General features: G+C 54.9%; 17 protein-coding genes and 1 other annotated feature. Of the genes, 10 read left to right on the forward strand and 7 right to left on the reverse strand.

Features of this window, described 5'->3' with window-relative positions; genetic code table 11:
- Positions 1-69 precede the first annotated feature (69 nt).
- On the reverse strand, positions 70-543 hold the full coding sequence (gene sbmC / locus JTA15_RS09870) for a DNA gyrase inhibitor SbmC (RefSeq protein ID WP_032678501.1): 474 nt from the start codon (positions 541-543) through the stop codon (positions 70-72).
- A gap of 131 nt (positions 544-674) precedes the next feature.
- On the reverse strand, positions 675-1,841 hold the full coding sequence (dacD, locus tag JTA15_RS09875) for a serine-type D-Ala-D-Ala carboxypeptidase DacD (RefSeq protein WP_014170783.1): 1,167 nt from the start codon (positions 1,839-1,841) through the stop codon (positions 675-677).
- Between the two features lie 198 nt (positions 1,842-2,039).
- On the opposite strand from dacD, the gene sbcB reads away from it, so the two are divergent.
- Positions 2,040-3,476: an exodeoxyribonuclease I gene (sbcB, locus tag JTA15_RS09880; protein ID WP_370629328.1), complete on the forward strand. Its 1,437-nt coding sequence runs from the start codon at positions 2,040-2,042 to the stop codon at positions 3,474-3,476.
- 59 nt (positions 3,477-3,535) lie between these two features.
- Here sbcB and plaP read toward each other — a convergent pair whose 3' ends face one another.
- From plaP to JTA15_RS09900, 4 genes are all read right to left on the reverse strand, one after another.
- Complete coding sequence (gene plaP / locus JTA15_RS09885; RefSeq protein WP_014170786.1) at positions 3,536-4,894, reverse strand: putrescine/proton symporter PlaP; 1,359 nt, start codon at positions 4,892-4,894, stop codon at positions 3,536-3,538.
- A complete protein-coding gene (gene yoeI / locus JTA15_RS09890) occupies positions 4,884-4,946 on the reverse strand; it encodes a membrane protein YoeI (RefSeq protein ID WP_099458931.1) in 63 nt (20 codons plus the stop codon). Before yoeI ends, plaP begins: the two co-directional genes overlap by 11 nt.
- A 218-nt stretch (positions 4,947-5,164) precedes the next feature.
- Positions 5,165-6,094, reverse strand: coding sequence for a LysR substrate-binding domain-containing protein (locus JTA15_RS09895; protein WP_014170787.1), 930 nt, complete (start codon positions 6,092-6,094; stop codon positions 5,165-5,167).
- Positions 6,095-6,135: 41 nt separating this feature from the next.
- Positions 6,136-6,960, reverse strand: a complete 825-nt coding sequence (locus JTA15_RS09900) for an SDR family oxidoreductase (protein WP_014170788.1) — start codon at positions 6,958-6,960, stop codon at positions 6,136-6,138.
- A 174-nt stretch (positions 6,961-7,134) separates the two neighbouring features.
- Between JTA15_RS09900 and hisL the strand changes: the two genes are divergently transcribed.
- From hisL to hisIE, 9 genes are all read left to right on the forward strand, one after another.
- On the forward strand, positions 7,135-7,185 hold the full coding sequence (gene hisL / locus JTA15_RS09905; protein WP_001364200.1) for a his operon leader peptide: 51 nt from the start codon (positions 7,135-7,137) through the stop codon (positions 7,183-7,185).
- Positions 7,161-7,284 (forward strand) — a sequence feature (His leader region). (Overlaps the previous gene by 25 nt.)
- Positions 7,285-7,330: 46 nt before the next feature.
- Positions 7,331-8,230, forward strand: coding sequence for an ATP phosphoribosyltransferase (gene hisG, locus JTA15_RS09910; protein ID WP_000886595.1), 900 nt, complete (start codon positions 7,331-7,333; stop codon positions 8,228-8,230).
- 5 nt (positions 8,231-8,235) lie between these two features.
- The gene (gene hisD / locus JTA15_RS09915) at positions 8,236-9,540 is read left to right on the forward strand and encodes a histidinol dehydrogenase (protein ID WP_025203710.1); all 1,305 of its coding nucleotides are present in this window, start codon (positions 8,236-8,238) and stop codon (positions 9,538-9,540) included.
- Entirely contained in the window at positions 9,537-10,598 is a 1,062-nt protein-coding gene (hisC, locus tag JTA15_RS09920; RefSeq protein ID WP_219373179.1) for a histidinol-phosphate transaminase, read from the forward strand. The genes hisD and hisC overlap by 4 nt, the downstream gene beginning before the upstream one ends.
- Complete coding sequence (gene hisB, locus JTA15_RS09925; protein ID WP_032678505.1) at positions 10,595-11,662, forward strand: bifunctional histidinol-phosphatase/imidazoleglycerol-phosphate dehydratase HisB; 1,068 nt, start codon at positions 10,595-10,597, stop codon at positions 11,660-11,662. Before hisC ends, hisB begins: the two co-directional genes overlap by 4 nt.
- Positions 11,662-12,252, forward strand: coding sequence for an imidazole glycerol phosphate synthase subunit HisH (gene hisH, locus JTA15_RS09930; RefSeq protein ID WP_219373180.1), 591 nt, complete (start codon positions 11,662-11,664; stop codon positions 12,250-12,252). The genes hisB and hisH overlap by 1 nt, the downstream gene beginning before the upstream one ends.
- On the forward strand, positions 12,252-12,989 hold the full coding sequence (hisA, locus tag JTA15_RS09935) for a 1-(5-phosphoribosyl)-5-[(5-phosphoribosylamino)methylideneamino]imidazole-4-carboxamide isomerase (RefSeq protein WP_219373181.1): 738 nt from the start codon (positions 12,252-12,254) through the stop codon (positions 12,987-12,989). The genes hisH and hisA overlap by 1 nt, the downstream gene beginning before the upstream one ends.
- Complete coding sequence (gene hisF, locus JTA15_RS09940) at positions 12,971-13,747, forward strand: imidazole glycerol phosphate synthase subunit HisF (RefSeq protein ID WP_014170794.1); 777 nt, start codon at positions 12,971-12,973, stop codon at positions 13,745-13,747. The genes hisA and hisF overlap by 19 nt, the downstream gene beginning before the upstream one ends.
- Positions 13,741-14,352 (forward strand): bifunctional phosphoribosyl-AMP cyclohydrolase/phosphoribosyl-ATP diphosphatase HisIE, encoded by a 612-nt coding sequence (gene hisIE, locus JTA15_RS09945; protein WP_219373182.1) that lies wholly within the window; start codon positions 13,741-13,743, stop codon positions 14,350-14,352. Before hisF ends, hisIE begins: the two co-directional genes overlap by 7 nt.
- 41 nt (positions 14,353-14,393) lie before the next feature.
- Here the strand turns inward: hisIE and JTA15_RS21790 are convergent.
- Positions 14,394-14,471 (reverse strand): hypothetical protein (locus tag JTA15_RS21790; protein WP_255580230.1); only part of this gene is annotated, 78 nt, incomplete at its 5' end.

Raw genomic sequence — 14,471 nt, forward strand, 5'->3', positions numbered from 1 at the left:
AATCACAATTGTACTGTGTTTTCAGCCGGGCGGATCACACCCGGCTGAAAAACCCTGTAATAACCAGGCTTAACCGGCTTTGTGCTCTACACCAATATACATTTCGATGTCCCAGTAACCGTCCGCGTTACCATCATTAAGGTAGCGCTCGAAGCAGGGTTTAGGGGCCATCTGGTAGCTGTTGTCCTGCAAGAGGGAATTAAAGAACTGGTTCCATGGGGTCGCGAAGTCATGGTTTTCAACGCGTGCCGTCGCCACCGCATACTCTCCAGCGGCGATTTCCGTCATCATGACGCCTTCGCTGTTTTCAGGAATGACAAAATCGTCCGGGACCGTTACGGCCGTGTCACAGCGCAATTTTTCTGCCGGGACCTCGTCCGGATTATCGTAGTAAACCGCAACCCACTCCAGCGGCTGAATGTGACGTCCATCCACCCACATGACTAACTGTTCGAAGCCCTGTTTTACCGTTTTATCCCACGGCCCGACCAGATGAAAGCCGGCGATTTTACGTTTCTGTTGCTGCTTGATGCTGTAGTCCATGCTGCCTCCTTTTATTACTGTATATTTATACACTATAAAGCAGATTTTAACTGTTCAGCAAACGAGGAGTGTTTATTATGTGAGCAGACTCGCAACCGCGCCAGTCTGCTCATGTGCTTTAACGCAGGCCGTTACAGCGTGTGATGCAGATAATCGCTCAGACGGGAGAAGAGGCCGCCTTTATTCACCGCTTCGAGCGTCACCAGAGGCCAGTGCGCCACGACTTTGTCACGGTCGTAAAGCTGGATCTCCCCTACCCGCTGATGAGCCGCAATCGGCGCTTCCAGCTCTTTTTTATCCAGCACGTACTTGGCTTTGATGTTAGGAACTTCTGTTTTAGGCAAGGCCAGCCAGAAATCCTGGTCGGTGCCCAGTTCCACCTGCTCTTTATCGCCGTACCAGATACGCTCTGTTCCCACTTTTTTGCCGTTATGCAGGATCTGCACCGTATCAAAGTTCTGCTGCCCCCAGTGCAGCAGCTTGCGGGCCTGTTCCTCACGCCCTTTCGGGCTGTCAGCGCCCATCACCACCGCGATTAAACGACGCTGACCGTCAACCGCTGACGCAATCAGGTTAAAGCCCGCTCCCGACGTGTGCCCCGTTTTCAGGCCATCAACGTTCATGGTTTTATCCCACAGCAGGCCGTTACGGTTTTGTTGGGTGATCCCGTTCCAGGTAAGGCTCTTTTCGCTGTACATGTGGTAGAACTCTGGCTCGCCGTGAATGATAGCCCGGGAGAGCACGGCCAGGTCATAGGCAGAGCTGTGCTGGCCCGGCGCGTCCAGACCGTGGACGGTTTCAAAGTGGGTATCGCGCAGGTTCAGCTTTTGTACATAGTCGTTCATCATCTTCACAAACTGCGGCTGACCACCCGCCACATGATCCGCCAGCGCCACGCAGGCGTCGTTACCGGAATCCACAATCAGACCACGGCTCAGGTCGCGCACCGAGACGCGATCGCCCTCTTTCAGGAACATCAGCGACGATCCTTCAAACACCGGGTTCCCTTTTGCCCACGCGTCGCGGCCAACGGTAACGATGTCATCCGGGGTAATGCGGTGGCTGTCGATGGCCCGATCGACAACGTAGCCCGTCATCAGCTTGGTCAGGCTCGCCGGATTACGTTGTTGATGTTCGTTGCCCGCCGTTAAGATCTGACCAGTCGTGTAATCCATTAGCACCCAGGAGCCCGCCTGAATGGCCGGAGGCTGCGGCGAAAAATCCAGCGGATCGGCCGCGAAGGCAGAAGAGACACTCGAAGCGAGTAAAGAAACAGCAATAAACAGACGGCGTTTCAACGGTATATCCTCAGGTCATTAAAAATCGATGACCTTTTTACGGGAGTTCTGTTGTCGTTACCTGGCTTAATTGCAAAAAAATGTGACAGAAAGCAGATTTTACGCTGAAGCGGCCTCGCAAATTTGCACGGTGATGGCGCTTTTTATTCGGACTGACCTGCACGATCGTTTACCATAGAGACGTCATTTTTTAACAGGATGGTATTACTGGTGTCTGATTCAGCCGCGCGCCCTACATTTTTGTTCCACGACTACGAAACCTTTGGCACCCACCCGGCGCTGGACAGACCGGCACAGTTTGCGGCCATCCGTACCGACGACGAATTCAACATCATTGGCGAGCCTGAGGTCTTTTACTGTAAGCCGGCCGATGACTACCTGCCCCAGCCCGGCGCGGTAATGGTCACCGGGATCACCCCACAGGAAGCCCGGGACAAAGGCGTGAACGAGGCCGCATTCGCCCGGCGCATTCACGACCTCTTCACCGTCCCGAATACCTGCGTGGTCGGTTACAACAACATCCGTTTCGATGACGAAGTGACGCGCAATATCTTCTACCGCAACTTCTACGATCCTTATGCCTGGAGCTGGCAGAACCGCAACTCGCGCTGGGATTTGCTCGACATTATGCGTGCCTGCTATGCGCTGCGCCCGGAAGGCATCAACTGGCCTGAGAATGATGAAGGGCTGCCGAGTTTCAGACTGGAACACCTGACGCGTGCAAACGGTATTGAGCACAGCAATGCCCACGATGCGATGGCCGATGTCTACGCCACCATTGCTATGGCAAAGCTGGTGAAAGCCGCTCAGCCACGGCTGTTTGACTATCTGCTGAGCCACCGCAGCAAGCACAAACTCACCACGCTGATTGATGTGCCGCAGATGAAACCGCTGGTACATATCTCCGGTATGTTTGGCGCCTGGCGCGGCAACACCAGTTGGGTCGCTCCGCTGGCCTGGCATCCGGATAACCGTAATGCCGTGATTATGGTGGATTTAGCCGGTGATATTACACCGCTGCTCGATCTCGATAGCGATACGCTGCGCGAACGGCTCTATACCCCGAAAGATGAACTCGGCGATCTGCCCGCGGTGCCGGTCAAACTGGTCCATATCAATAAATGTCCGGTCCTGGCCCAGGCCAATACTCTGCGTGTAGAGGATGCCGACAGGTTGGGGATTAACCGTCAGCGTTGCCTGGATAACCTCAAGGTACTGCGTGAAAACCCGCAGGTGCGTGAGAAAGTGGTGGCGATCTTTGCCGAAGCCGAACCCTTTGTTCCGTCAGACAACGTCGATGCGCAGCTGTACAACGGCTTTTTCAGCGACGCAGACCGTGCGGCAATGAATATTGTTCTGCAAACCGAACCGCGTAACTTACCCGCGCTGGATATTACCTTCGCGGACGCACGTATCGAAAAACTGATGTTTAATTACCGCGCGCGCAACTATCCTGGCACGCTGGATGAAACCGAACAGGCGCGCTGGCTTCAGCATCGTCGTCATGTGTTTACACCGGAGTTTCTGCAGAGCTACGCGCAGGAGCTGGAGATGCTGTATAGCCAGTATGAAGGAAATGCTGAAAAGCAGGCGCTGTTAAAAGCGCTGTATCAGTATGCGCAGGAAATCGTCTGACAGATTTTGGGCGAAAAAAAACCGGAGGCGATGGTCTCCGGTTTTTTTTTACTTAGCTCTTACGCAACGTCTTCGTACTGAGGAACCGGGTTACGGAAGCTCTTCGTGACGCACGCCAGGTAAACCAGGCCGATACCCGCCCAAATCAGGCCAAGCACCATGGAACTCTCTTCCAGGTTAACCCACAGCGCACCCACGGTCAGCGCACCACACATCGGCAGGAACAGATACTGGAAGTGATCTTTCAGCGTTTTATTACGCTTTTCACGGATCCAGAACTGAGAAATAACCGACAGGTTAACAAAGGTGAACGCCACCAGCGCACCGAAGTTAATCAGCGCAGTTGCCATCACCAGGTCAAAGTTAATCGCCAGCAGAGCAATAGCGCCGACCAGGATGATGTTCATCGCCGGCGTACGCCAGGTTGGGTGAACGTAGCCGAAGAAGCTTTTCGGGAATACGCCGTCACGACCCATTACGTACATCAGACGTGCAACGCCTGCGTGCGCGGCCATGCCGGATGCCAGTACCGTGATGGTGGAGAAGATCAACGCGCCAACCTGGAACGCTTTACCCGCCACGTAGAGCATAATTTCTGGCTGAGAGGCATCCGGATCCTTAAAGCGAGAGATATCCGGGAAGTACAGCTGCAGGAAGTAGGTCGCAAAGATAAAGATCAGACCACCAATCAGCGCCGTCAGGAAGATAGCACGCGGGATAACACGCTCTGCGTCCTTGGTCTCTTCAGACAGGTTGCTGATGCCGTCAAAACCGGTAAAGGAGAAGCACAGAATGGTTGCGCCGGTAATCATCGGGATCACATGCGCATCACCAGACCAGAACGGCTTGCTGCTCGCCAGGGTACCTGCGCCTTCACCGTGGAAGACACCAAAGATAACCATGCCCAGAATCACGGCAATCAGGATGACCTGAAGCACAACAATAACGGAGTTAAAGTTCGCAACGGACTTGATGCTGCGCAGGTTAAACGCCGTCATAAAGGCCACCAGCGCCACGACGAACATCCACGAAGGGATCGACGGCACCAGTGCTTCAAAATAAATTTTAGCCAGCAGAATGTTGATCATCGGCGCGAACAGATAGTCGAGCAGCGAAGACCAGCCCACCATAAAGCCAACGGTCGGGCTGATGGATTTCTGGGCATAGGTGTAGGCGGAACCGGCAGACGGATAGCGACGGACCAGTTTACCGTAGCTCAGTGCGGTAAAGAGGATCGCAATCAGCGCGAAGGCGTAAGCCGTCGGCACATGACCGTCTGTGAGGCCTGATACGATACCGAATGTATCGAACAGCGTCATTGGCTGCATATAGGCAAGGCCCATCATAACAACCGGAACTAACGTAAGGGTTTTACGTAATTCCACGCGAGAGGTGTTTGGAGTTGCGTTATGCGACATAGTTATTCTCCTTTACGGTGATAACCGCCACGTAAGCGAAAAATTGCCCCATTTCTGTATTCCTCAGCGACAACAACTGTCGGATTTTAGTAAATATCTATCCGGTACGAAGCCCGGCCTCTTGGTTTTTAGTTTCGTTTCATACGTGCAAAAAAAAATAACCGACGCCTTTTATATCGTCGATTATTCATTTGGTTGCAGCGGCGCATTTTGCCCCACATCGGATACAAAAGGCAATACTTTGCAACGCCCGGGGCGATTTTCTTTTTTCTAACTGGCTGATTTCTCGACGCTGCTTTGCGAGTAAACGGCAGCAATAGCACTATTTGCTAAAATTTCGTCCCGCCACCACGCGCTTGCCAGCCCCGCAGTTTGTTCATTCCAGCCGACCCACACCGATTCATTGCTGCTTTGTGCAAGCACCTGTTTTTCAACAAGCGCACCGCTGTCTAAAAACCGCTGCGCCAGATAGCGGGGTAAATAGCCGCACCCCAGGCCACTGATTTGCAGCTCCAGCTTGGTTTTATAGTCGAACACCGTGATCGCCTCCTGCTCATCAAGCAACTGCGTGGAGGCCGCACAGTCGGGACGCGAGCTGTCACCGACCACAATGGCGCGGTAGCCTTTAATCGTGCGCCGGTTAAGGGGTTCCGGCTCCTGCGCGAGCGGATGGTGTGGCGCGACGGCGAAAACCTGCTCCAGCACACCCAGCCGGGCGAAACCGAAATCGCTTAACTGGGGCGGTTCATGCAGCGCACCGACAAAAATATCGGCCCTGCCCTGAGTTAAGGCATCCCATGAATCGCCCAGCACGCCATTAATGAAGATTAACCGGGTTACGCTGTGGTGCTGATAGAACGCCTCAATCAGCGGCGTCAGAAGAGAAAACGGAAAAGTATCATCAACGCCGATGACCAGTTCGTTCTCCCATCCCTGGTGCAGTTTGACGGCCTGTTTTTCCAGTTCGCGAACGGTATGCAGGACGTCGCGCCCCTTCTCCAGCAGCATCTGCCCGGTACGGGTAAAACGGGCGCGGTGACCAGAGCGATCGAGGATCTGGATATTAAGATCGCTTTCCAGTTTATGAACGGTATAGCTCAGCGCCGACGGGGTTTTGAAGAGCTTTGCCGAAGCAGCGGCAAAGCTCCCCTCTTTTTCCAGTGCATCCAGAATAATCAGAACATCCAGCAGCGGTTTCATGTTCGCCCCCTTCCGGTGTGCGATCGTTTCCGCTGAGAAACTTATTCCATCGGCATCACCAGCGGATCGGGATATTGATACTCAAACCCCAGCTCATGACAAATGCGATTGCCATCAACAATTTTGCCTTTACTTTCGTCCTTTGCTTCACCAAAAACAGGCGGAACCAGACCCAGCTGGCGTGCCATCAGCGGGTAAAACGTGCTACGCGCTGGATGAGAAGGCGCACATATATTATAGATGTGCCCACCTTTTGGAGCCTGTAAGAGTAGTTCTATTGCGGCAATTACGTCATCAAGATGCACAAGATTGACGCCATGTTGTCCGTCTGGCGCGGATTTTCCCGCGAAGAAGCGCCCTGGATGTCGTCCGGGGCCAACCAGACCTGCCAGCCGTACGATATCGACCTGGGTGCCGGGAAGATGATGCAGCCAGTCTTCCAGCTCTTTCAGCACTTTACCGCTCGCGGTAACGGGATGACGCTCAGAGGTCTCTTTCACCACGCCGTCAACATCGCCGTAGACCGAGGTTGAGCTGGTAAAAATAATGCGTGGGACGTGATGCGCCAGCGCGCTGTCGACAATCTCCTGCATCGCCTGCAGATAAAATGATTCGCCCGGGCCACTGCGCCGTGCCGGTAACGTAATCACCAGCGCATCAACGTTCATCAGCGTGTCCAGATCGTCAGCATCACACACCAGTTCGGGTTCCAGACGCAGCTCGACGCCGTCAATACCGCACATACGCGCCGCTTCAACCCCATCCGCCGTGGTTTTGCTTCCGGTCACCTGCCAGCCTTTTGCGGCCAATGACATCGCCAGCGGCATTCCCAGCCAACCTAAACCGACAATCGCGACCTTTTTCATGCGAATTCTCCTGACTTTTACTCGTCTTTCTTAAGGCTACGCCAGCCCGACAGAACACACAATTCATAGTGTCAATATGAAATGAATTAATGATCAAAAAAAGCCCTTGCAATCAGTCATACAACTGGTTTAGGTTAAAAGACATCAAATGAATAAGCATTCATCGAGAATTTTATGACACGCGTTCAATTTAAACACCACCATCATCACCATCATCCTGACTAGTCTTTCAGGCGATGTGTGCTGGAAGACGTTTGGATCTTCCAGTGGTGCATGAACGCATGAAAAAGCCCCCGGAAGATCTTCTTCCGGGGGCTTTTTTTTTGGACCAAATTCAGACAGGTTAAAACAGGTTAACGAGGAAAACAGAATGTTAGATAACTCACGTTTACGCATAGCTATTCAAAAATCAGGCCGTTTGAGTGATGATTCACGCGAACTGCTCGCCCGCTGCGGGATTAAAATCAACCTGCACACCCAGCGCCTGATTGCCCTGGCTGAAAATATGCCCATCGACATTCTGCGCGTGCGTGATGACGATATTCCCGGCCTTGTGATGGATGGCGTTGTTGACCTCGGCATCATCGGTGAAAACGTGCTGGAAGAAGAGCTCCTGACCCGCCGTGCCCAGGGTGAAGATCCACGCTATTTTACCCTGCGTCGTCTGGACTTCGGCGGCTGCCGCCTGTCGCTGGCCACGCCTGTCGATGAAGCCTGGGACGGCCCGGCCGCGCTGAACGGCAAACGTATCGCCACCTCCTACCCTCACCTGTTAAAACGTTACCTGGATCAGAAAGGCGTGCAGTTTAAATCCTGCCTGCTGAACGGCTCTGTTGAGGTGGCGCCGCGCGCGGGTCTGGCTGACGCCATCTGTGACCTCGTCTCTACGGGCGCCACGCTGGAAGCGAACGGTCTGCGCGAAGTGGAAGTGATTTACCGCTCCAAAGCGTGCCTTATCCAGCGCGACGGCGAAATGGCCGATGCGAAACAGCAGCTGATCGACAAACTGCTGACCCGTATTCAGGGCGTGATTCAGGCCCGTGAATCGAAATACATCATGATGCACGCGCCAACCGAACGTCTTGATGAGGTCATTGCCCTGCTGCCAGGCGCAGAGCGCCCGACCATCCTGCCTCTGGCCGGTGATCAGCAGCGCGTCGCCATGCACATGGTCAGTAGCGAAACCCTGTTCTGGGAGACCATGGAAAAACTGAAGGCGCTGGGCGCAAGCTCAATTCTGGTGCTGCCAATTGAGAAGATGATGGAGTGATGGCCATGAGCTTTAACACAATCATCAACTGGAACGATTGTTCGCAAGAACAACAGCGTGCGCTGCTGATGCGTCCGGCGATTTCTGCCTCAGAAAGCATTACCCGCACCGTGGCCGAGATCCTTGATAACGTCAAGGCCCGTGGCGACGATGCGCTGCGGGAATACAGCGCAAAGTTTGATAAAACCGAGGTTGGCGCTTTAAAGGTAACCGAACAGGAAATCACGGACGCGGAAAGCCGCCTCGGTGACGAGATCAAACAGGCGATGGCCGTCGCGGTGAAAAACATTGATACCTTCCACACCGCGCAGATATTGCAGGCGGTCGATGTGGAAACCGTGCCCGGCGTACGCTGCCAGCAGGTCACGCGTCCGGTTGCGTCGGTGGGGCTTTACATCCCCGGTGGTTCCGCCCCGCTGTTCTCTACCGTATTAATGCTGGCAACCCCGGCACGCATCGCCGGTTGTCAGAAAGTAGTACTGTGCTCGCCGCCTCCGATTGCCGATGAAATTCTCTATGCGGCAAAACTGTGTGGCGTACAGGCGGTGTATAAAGTGGGGGGGGCACAGGCAATTTCCGCGCTGGCGTTTGGTACCGAATCCATTCCTAAAGTGGACAAAATTTTTGGCCCGGGCAACGCGTATGTGACCGAAGCAAAGCGTCAGGTCAGCCAGCGTCTGGACGGTGCCGCAATTGATATGCCTGCCGGTCCTTCTGAGGTGCTGGTGATTGCCGACAGCGGTGCAACGCCGGACTTCGTCGCCTCCGATCTGTTATCCCAGGCAGAACATGGCCCGGACTCACAGGTTATTTTGCTGACGCCGGATGCGGATATGGCAAGACGCGTGGGTGAAGCCGTTGAACGTCAGCTTGCCGACCTGCCGCGCGCCGACACGGCACGCCAGGCACTCTCAGCAAGCCGCCTGATTGTGGCGCGCGATCTGGCGCAGTGCATTGCCATCTCCAACCAGTACGGCCCGGAACACCTGATTATCCAGACCCGCAATGCGCGCGATCTGGTTGACAGCATTACCAGCGCAGGTTCGGTCTTCCTTGGCGACTGGTCACCGGAATCCGCCGGCGATTACGCTTCCGGCACCAACCACGTTCTGCCGACATATGGCTACACCTCGACCTGTTCCAGCCTGGGCCTGGCCGATTTCCAGAAACGCATGACCGTGCAGGAGTTGTCCCGCGAAGGATTTGCCTCGCTGGCGTCCACCATCGAGACGCTGGCCGCCGCCGAACGCCTGACCGCTCACAAAAACGCCGTTACGCTGCGCGTTGCAGCCCTGAAGGAGCAAGCATGAACATTGAAGAATTAGCGAGGGAAAATGTCCGTCGACTGACGCCTTATCAGTCTGCTCGTCGCCTGGGCGGCAACGGTGATGTCTGGCTGAACGCCAACGAATTCCCGACAGCGGTACAGTTTGAGCTGTCACAGCAGACGCTGAACCGTTATCCGGAGTGCCAGCCAAAAGCAGTCATTGAAAACTATGCGCAATATGCAGGCGTGAAGCCGGAGCAGGTGCTGGTCAGCCGCGGTGCGGATGAAGGTATTGAGCTGTTGATCCGCGCGTTCTGCGAGCCGGGTAAAGATGCGGTGATGTACTGCCAGCCTACCTACGGCATGTACAGCGTCAGCGCGGAAACCTTTGGCGTGGCGTGCCGTAACGTGCTCTCCCTGGAGAACTGGCAGCTGGACCTGCAGGGAATTGCCGACAATCTGGACGGCGTGAAGGTGGTCTTTGTCTGTAGCCCCAACAACCCGACCGGGCAGATTATCAACCCTCAGGATATCCGTACCCTGCTGGAGATGACCCGCGGTAAAGCGCTGGTGGTGGCTGACGAAGCCTATATTGAGTTCTGCCCGCAGGCGACGCTGACAGGCTGGCTCGAGGAGTACCCGCACCTGGTTGTACTGCGTACGCTGTCAAAAGCTTTCGCTCTCGCTGGCCTGCGCTGCGGCTTTACGCTGGCCAATAAAGAAGTCATCGACCTGCTGATGAAAGTGATTGCGCCATATCCACTCTCTACGCCGGTTGCCGACATTGCGGCGCAGGCTTTGGCCCCTCAGGGGATCAAGGCGATGCGCGAACGCGTGGCACAAATCCTTGAAGAACGGCAGTATCTGGTCACTGCCCTGAAAGATATTCCCTGCGTGGAGCAGGTATTCGACTCTGAAACCAACTACATCCTGGTACGCTTTACCGCGTCGAGTGCCGTATTTAAATCTTTATGGGATCAGGGCATTATCTTACGAGACCAAAATAAACAACCATCCTTAAGCGGCTGTTTGCGTATTACCGTAGGCACCCGTGCAGAAAGTCAGCGCGTGATTGACGCCCTGAAAGCGGAGAAAGTATGAGCCAGAAGACCCTCTTTATCGATCGTGACGGTACCCTTATTTCGGAGCCGCCAACCGATTTTCAGGTCGATCGTTTCGACAAACTGGCTTTTGAACCCGATGTAATCCCGGTGCTGCTCAAGCTGCAGAAAGCCGGCTATAAGCTGGTGATGATCACGAACCAGGACGGGCTGGGTACCGACAGTTTCCCGCAGGCAGATTTTGATGGCCCGCATAACCTGATGATGCAGGTGCTGACCTCTCAGGGCGTTGAATTTGATGAGGTGCTGATCTGCCCACACCTGCCTGCCGATGAATGTGACTGCCGCAAGCCGAAGGTAAAGCTGGTCGAACGCTACCTGGCGGATGACGTGCTGGATAAAGCCAATAGCTATGTCATTGGCGATCGCATGACCGATATTACGCTGGCGGAGAACATGGGTATCTCCGGGCTGCGCTATGACCGTTCCACCCTTAACTGGGCAAAAATTGGTGAGCAGTTGACGCAGCGTGACCGCTACTCGCACGTTGAGCGCAACACCAAAGAGACGCAAATCGACGTTAAGGTCTGGTTGGATCGTGAAGGCGGCAGCAAGATCCACACCGGTGTTGGTTTCTTTGACCATATGCTGGACCAGATCGCGACCCACGGTGGTTTCCGCATGGAGATCGCCGTGAAAGGCGATTTGTATATCGACGATCACCACACTGTGGAAGATACCGGCCTGGCGCTGGGTGAAGCGCTGAAGCTGGCGCTCGGCGACAAACGCGGCATCAACCGTTTTGGTTTTGTGCTGCCGATGGACGAGTGCCTGGCGCGCTGCGCAATGGATATCTCCGGGCGCCCACACCTGGAATACAAAGCGGATTTCACCTACCAGCGCGTGGGCGACCTCAGCACCGAAATGGTTGAACACTTCTTCCGTTCATTGTCCTACACCATGGGCCTGACGTTGCACCTCAAGACCAAGGGCAAGAACGACCACCACCGCGTGGAAAGCCTGTTCAAGGCCTTTGGCCGTACCCTTCGCCAGGCGATTCGTGTGGAAGGTGACGCCCTGCCCTCATCGAAAGGAGTGCTGTAATGAATGTGGTGATTCTGGATACCGGATGCGCCAACCTGAACTCCGTAAAATCGGCAATTACCCGTCACGGCTATGCACCGGACGTGAGTCGCGACCCGGACATCGTACTGCGCGCCGATAAGCTTTTTCTGCCCGGCGTAGGGACAGCGCAGGCGGCGATGGATCAGATCCACGAGCGTGAGCTGGTGAGTCTCATCAAAGCCTGTACTCAACCGGTGCTGGGAATTTGTCTCGGCATGCAGCTCTTGGGCCGACGCAGTGAAGAGAGCAACGGCGTTGATCTGCTCGGGATTATCGACGAAGACGTGCCGAAAATGACCGATCACGGTCTGCCTCTGCCGCACATGGGCTGGAACCGTGTTTATGCCAAAGCCGGTGACAGACTGTTTCGCGGCATTGAAGACGGGGCCTATTTTTACTTCGTGCACAGCTACGCCATGCCGGTAAATCCGTACACCATTGCCCAGTGCAATTACGGCGAAGCATTTACCGCGGCGGTGCAGAAAGATAACTTCTTCGGCGTGCAGTTTCACCCGGAACGTTCGGGTGCCGCAGGCGCACAGTTGCTGAAAAACTTCCTGGAGATGTAATGATTATTCCCGCTTTAGATTTAATCGACGGCACGGTTGTCCGTCTCCATCAGGGCGATTACGGGCAACAACGCGACTACGGTAACGACCCCTTGCCACGTCTGCAGGATTACGCCGCCCAGGGCGCGCAGGTGTTGCACCTTGTGGATTTGACTGGCGCAAAAGATCCGACAAAACGTCAAATCCCACTTCTTAAAAAACTGGTGGCCGGCGTGGATGTGCCCGTCCAGGTAGGCGGTGGCGTACGTACGGAAGATGACGTTGCGGCGCTGCTGGACGCTGGCGTGGCGCGCGTGGTCGTCGGCTCGACTGCCGTTAACGATCCTGAAAAGGTTAAAGCCTGGTTCCGCCGCTTTGGCGCTGACGCGCTGGTGCTGGCGCTGGATGTTCGTATCGACGAACAGGGTAACAAGCAGGTTGCAGTCAGCGGCTGGCAGGAAAATTCCGGGGTGACGCTGGAAGAACTGGTCGAGAGGTATCTGCCCGTTGGCCTGAAGCACGTGCTGTGCACCGATATCTCCCGCGACGGCACGCTGGCAGGCTCTAACGTTTCTTTATACCAAGAAGTCTGCGCGCGTTATCCGCAGGTGGCCTTCCAGTCGTCGGGCGGTATTGGTGAAATCGCTGATGTTGCCGCGCTGCGCGGAACGGGCGTACAGGGCGTGATTGTGGGCAGGGCCCTACTGGAAGGTAAATTTACTGTAACGGAGGCGATTCAATGCTGGCAAAACGGATAATCCCTTGCCTGGACGTACGTGACGGCCAGGTAGTGAAAGGCGTGCAGTTCCGCAACCATGAAATCATTGGTGATATCGTCCCGCTGGCAAAACGCTACGCTGAAGAAGGCGCAGATGAGCTGGTGTTTTACGATATCACCGCCTCCAGCGATGGCCGCGTTGTGGATAAAAGCTGGGTGGCGCGCGTGGCAGAAGTGATTGATATTCCCTTCTGCGTGGCAGGTGGGATTAAATCTGCGGAAGACGCGGCAAAAATCCTCTCCTTTGGTGCCGATAAGATTTCCATTAACTCCCCTGCTTTGGCAGACCCGGAGCTGATTACCCGTCTGGCCGATCGCTTTGGGGTACAGTGTATTGTCGTGGGGATTGACACCTGGTATGACGCCGCAACGGGTAAATACCATGTCAACCAGTACACCGGCGACGAAAGCCGGACCCGCGTAACCCAATGGGAGACGCTGGACTGGGTGCAGGAAGTCCAGAAACGTGGCGCAGGCGAAATTGTGCTGAACATGATGAACCAGGACGGCGTGCGTAACGGCTATGACCTTGAGCAGCTGAAAAAAGTCCGCGCGGTCTGCCACGTACCGCTGATTGCTTCCGGCGGTGCAGGCACCATGGAACACTTCCTCGAAGCCTTCCGCGATGCAAACGTTGACGGCGCGCTGGCGGCCTCCGTGTTCCACAAACAGATTATTAATATTGGTGAGTTAAAAACGTACCTGGCCGACCAGGGCGTGGAGATCAGGGTATGTTAACAGAGCAACAACAGGCACAACTGGACTGGGAAAAAAATGACGGATTACTGCCGGTGGTTGTACAGCATGCCGTCTCAGGTGAAGTGCTGATGCTGGGATATATGAACCAGGATGCACTAACCAAAACCATCGACAGCGGCAAGGTCACCTTTTTCTCGCGTACCAAACAACGCCTGTGGACCAAAGGGGAAACCTCTGGCCATTTCTTGAATGTGGTCAGCATTACGCCGGACTGCGATAACGATACGCTTCTGGTACTGGCGAATCCGATCGGCCCAACCTGCCACAAAGGGACCAGCAGCTGCTTCGGAGATGCAAGCCACCAGTGGCTGTTTCTGTATCAACTGGAACAGTTACTCGCTGAGCGTAAAGCGGCGGATCCTGAAAGTTCGTATACGGCTAAGCTGTACGCCAGCGGGACAAAACGTATTGCGCAAAAGGTGGGGGAAGAAGGTGTTGAGACCGCGCTGGCCGCGACCGTGCATGACCGCGAGGAGCTGACCAACGAGGCGTCGGATTTGATGTATCACCTGCTGGTGCTGCTGCAGGATCAGGAGCTTGATTTAACGGCGGTGATTGAGAATTTACGTAAGAGACATAAATAAAAAAACCGGGGAATGTCCCCGGTTTTTTTATCTGATGAGAATCACGCTTTTGGCTTATAGTTCCGCAATGCGTTGCGACCCAGTACCACACCCGAACCGATAATCCCGCCAAGAAGTAC

Source organism: Enterobacter sp. BIDMC 29, from assembly GCF_019378755.1.
GTDB classification, from domain to species: domain Bacteria; phylum Pseudomonadota; class Gammaproteobacteria; order Enterobacterales; family Enterobacteriaceae; genus Enterobacter; species Enterobacter ludwigii.

Excerpts from the sequence above, each read along its gene's own strand:
- sbcB (WP_370629328.1), top strand. The coding sequence starts at position 2,040 with ATGGTATTACTGGTGTCTGATTCAGCCGCGCGCCCTACATTTTTGTTC.
- sbmC (WP_032678501.1), bottom strand. The coding sequence starts at position 543 with ATGGACTACAGCATCAAGCAGCAACAGAAACGTAAAATCGCCGGCTTT.
- hisF (WP_014170794.1), top strand. The coding sequence starts at position 12,971 with ATGCTGGCAAAACGGATAATCCCTTGCCTGGACGTACGTGACGGCCAG.
- hisA (WP_219373181.1), top strand. The coding sequence starts at position 12,252 with ATGATTATTCCCGCTTTAGATTTAATCGACGGCACGGTTGTCCGTCTC.
- hisC (WP_219373179.1), top strand. The coding sequence starts at position 9,537 with ATGAACATTGAAGAATTAGCGAGGGAAAATGTCCGTCGACTGACGCCT.
- hisB (WP_032678505.1), top strand. The coding sequence starts at position 10,595 with ATGAGCCAGAAGACCCTCTTTATCGATCGTGACGGTACCCTTATTTCG.
- hisD (WP_025203710.1), top strand. The coding sequence starts at position 8,236 with ATGAGCTTTAACACAATCATCAACTGGAACGATTGTTCGCAAGAACAA.
- hisH (WP_219373180.1), top strand. The coding sequence starts at position 11,662 with ATGAATGTGGTGATTCTGGATACCGGATGCGCCAACCTGAACTCCGTA.
- JTA15_RS09895 (WP_014170787.1), bottom strand. The coding sequence starts at position 6,094 with ATGAAACCGCTGCTGGATGTTCTGATTATTCTGGATGCACTGGAAAAA.
- JTA15_RS09900 (WP_014170788.1), bottom strand. The coding sequence starts at position 6,960 with ATGAAAAAGGTCGCGATTGTCGGTTTAGGTTGGCTGGGAATGCCGCTG.
- hisIE (WP_219373182.1), top strand. The coding sequence starts at position 13,741 with ATGTTAACAGAGCAACAACAGGCACAACTGGACTGGGAAAAAAATGAC.
- hisG (WP_000886595.1), top strand. The coding sequence starts at position 7,331 with ATGTTAGATAACTCACGTTTACGCATAGCTATTCAAAAATCAGGCCGT.
- plaP (WP_014170786.1), bottom strand. The coding sequence starts at position 4,894 with ATGTCGCATAACGCAACTCCAAACACCTCTCGCGTGGAATTACGTAAA.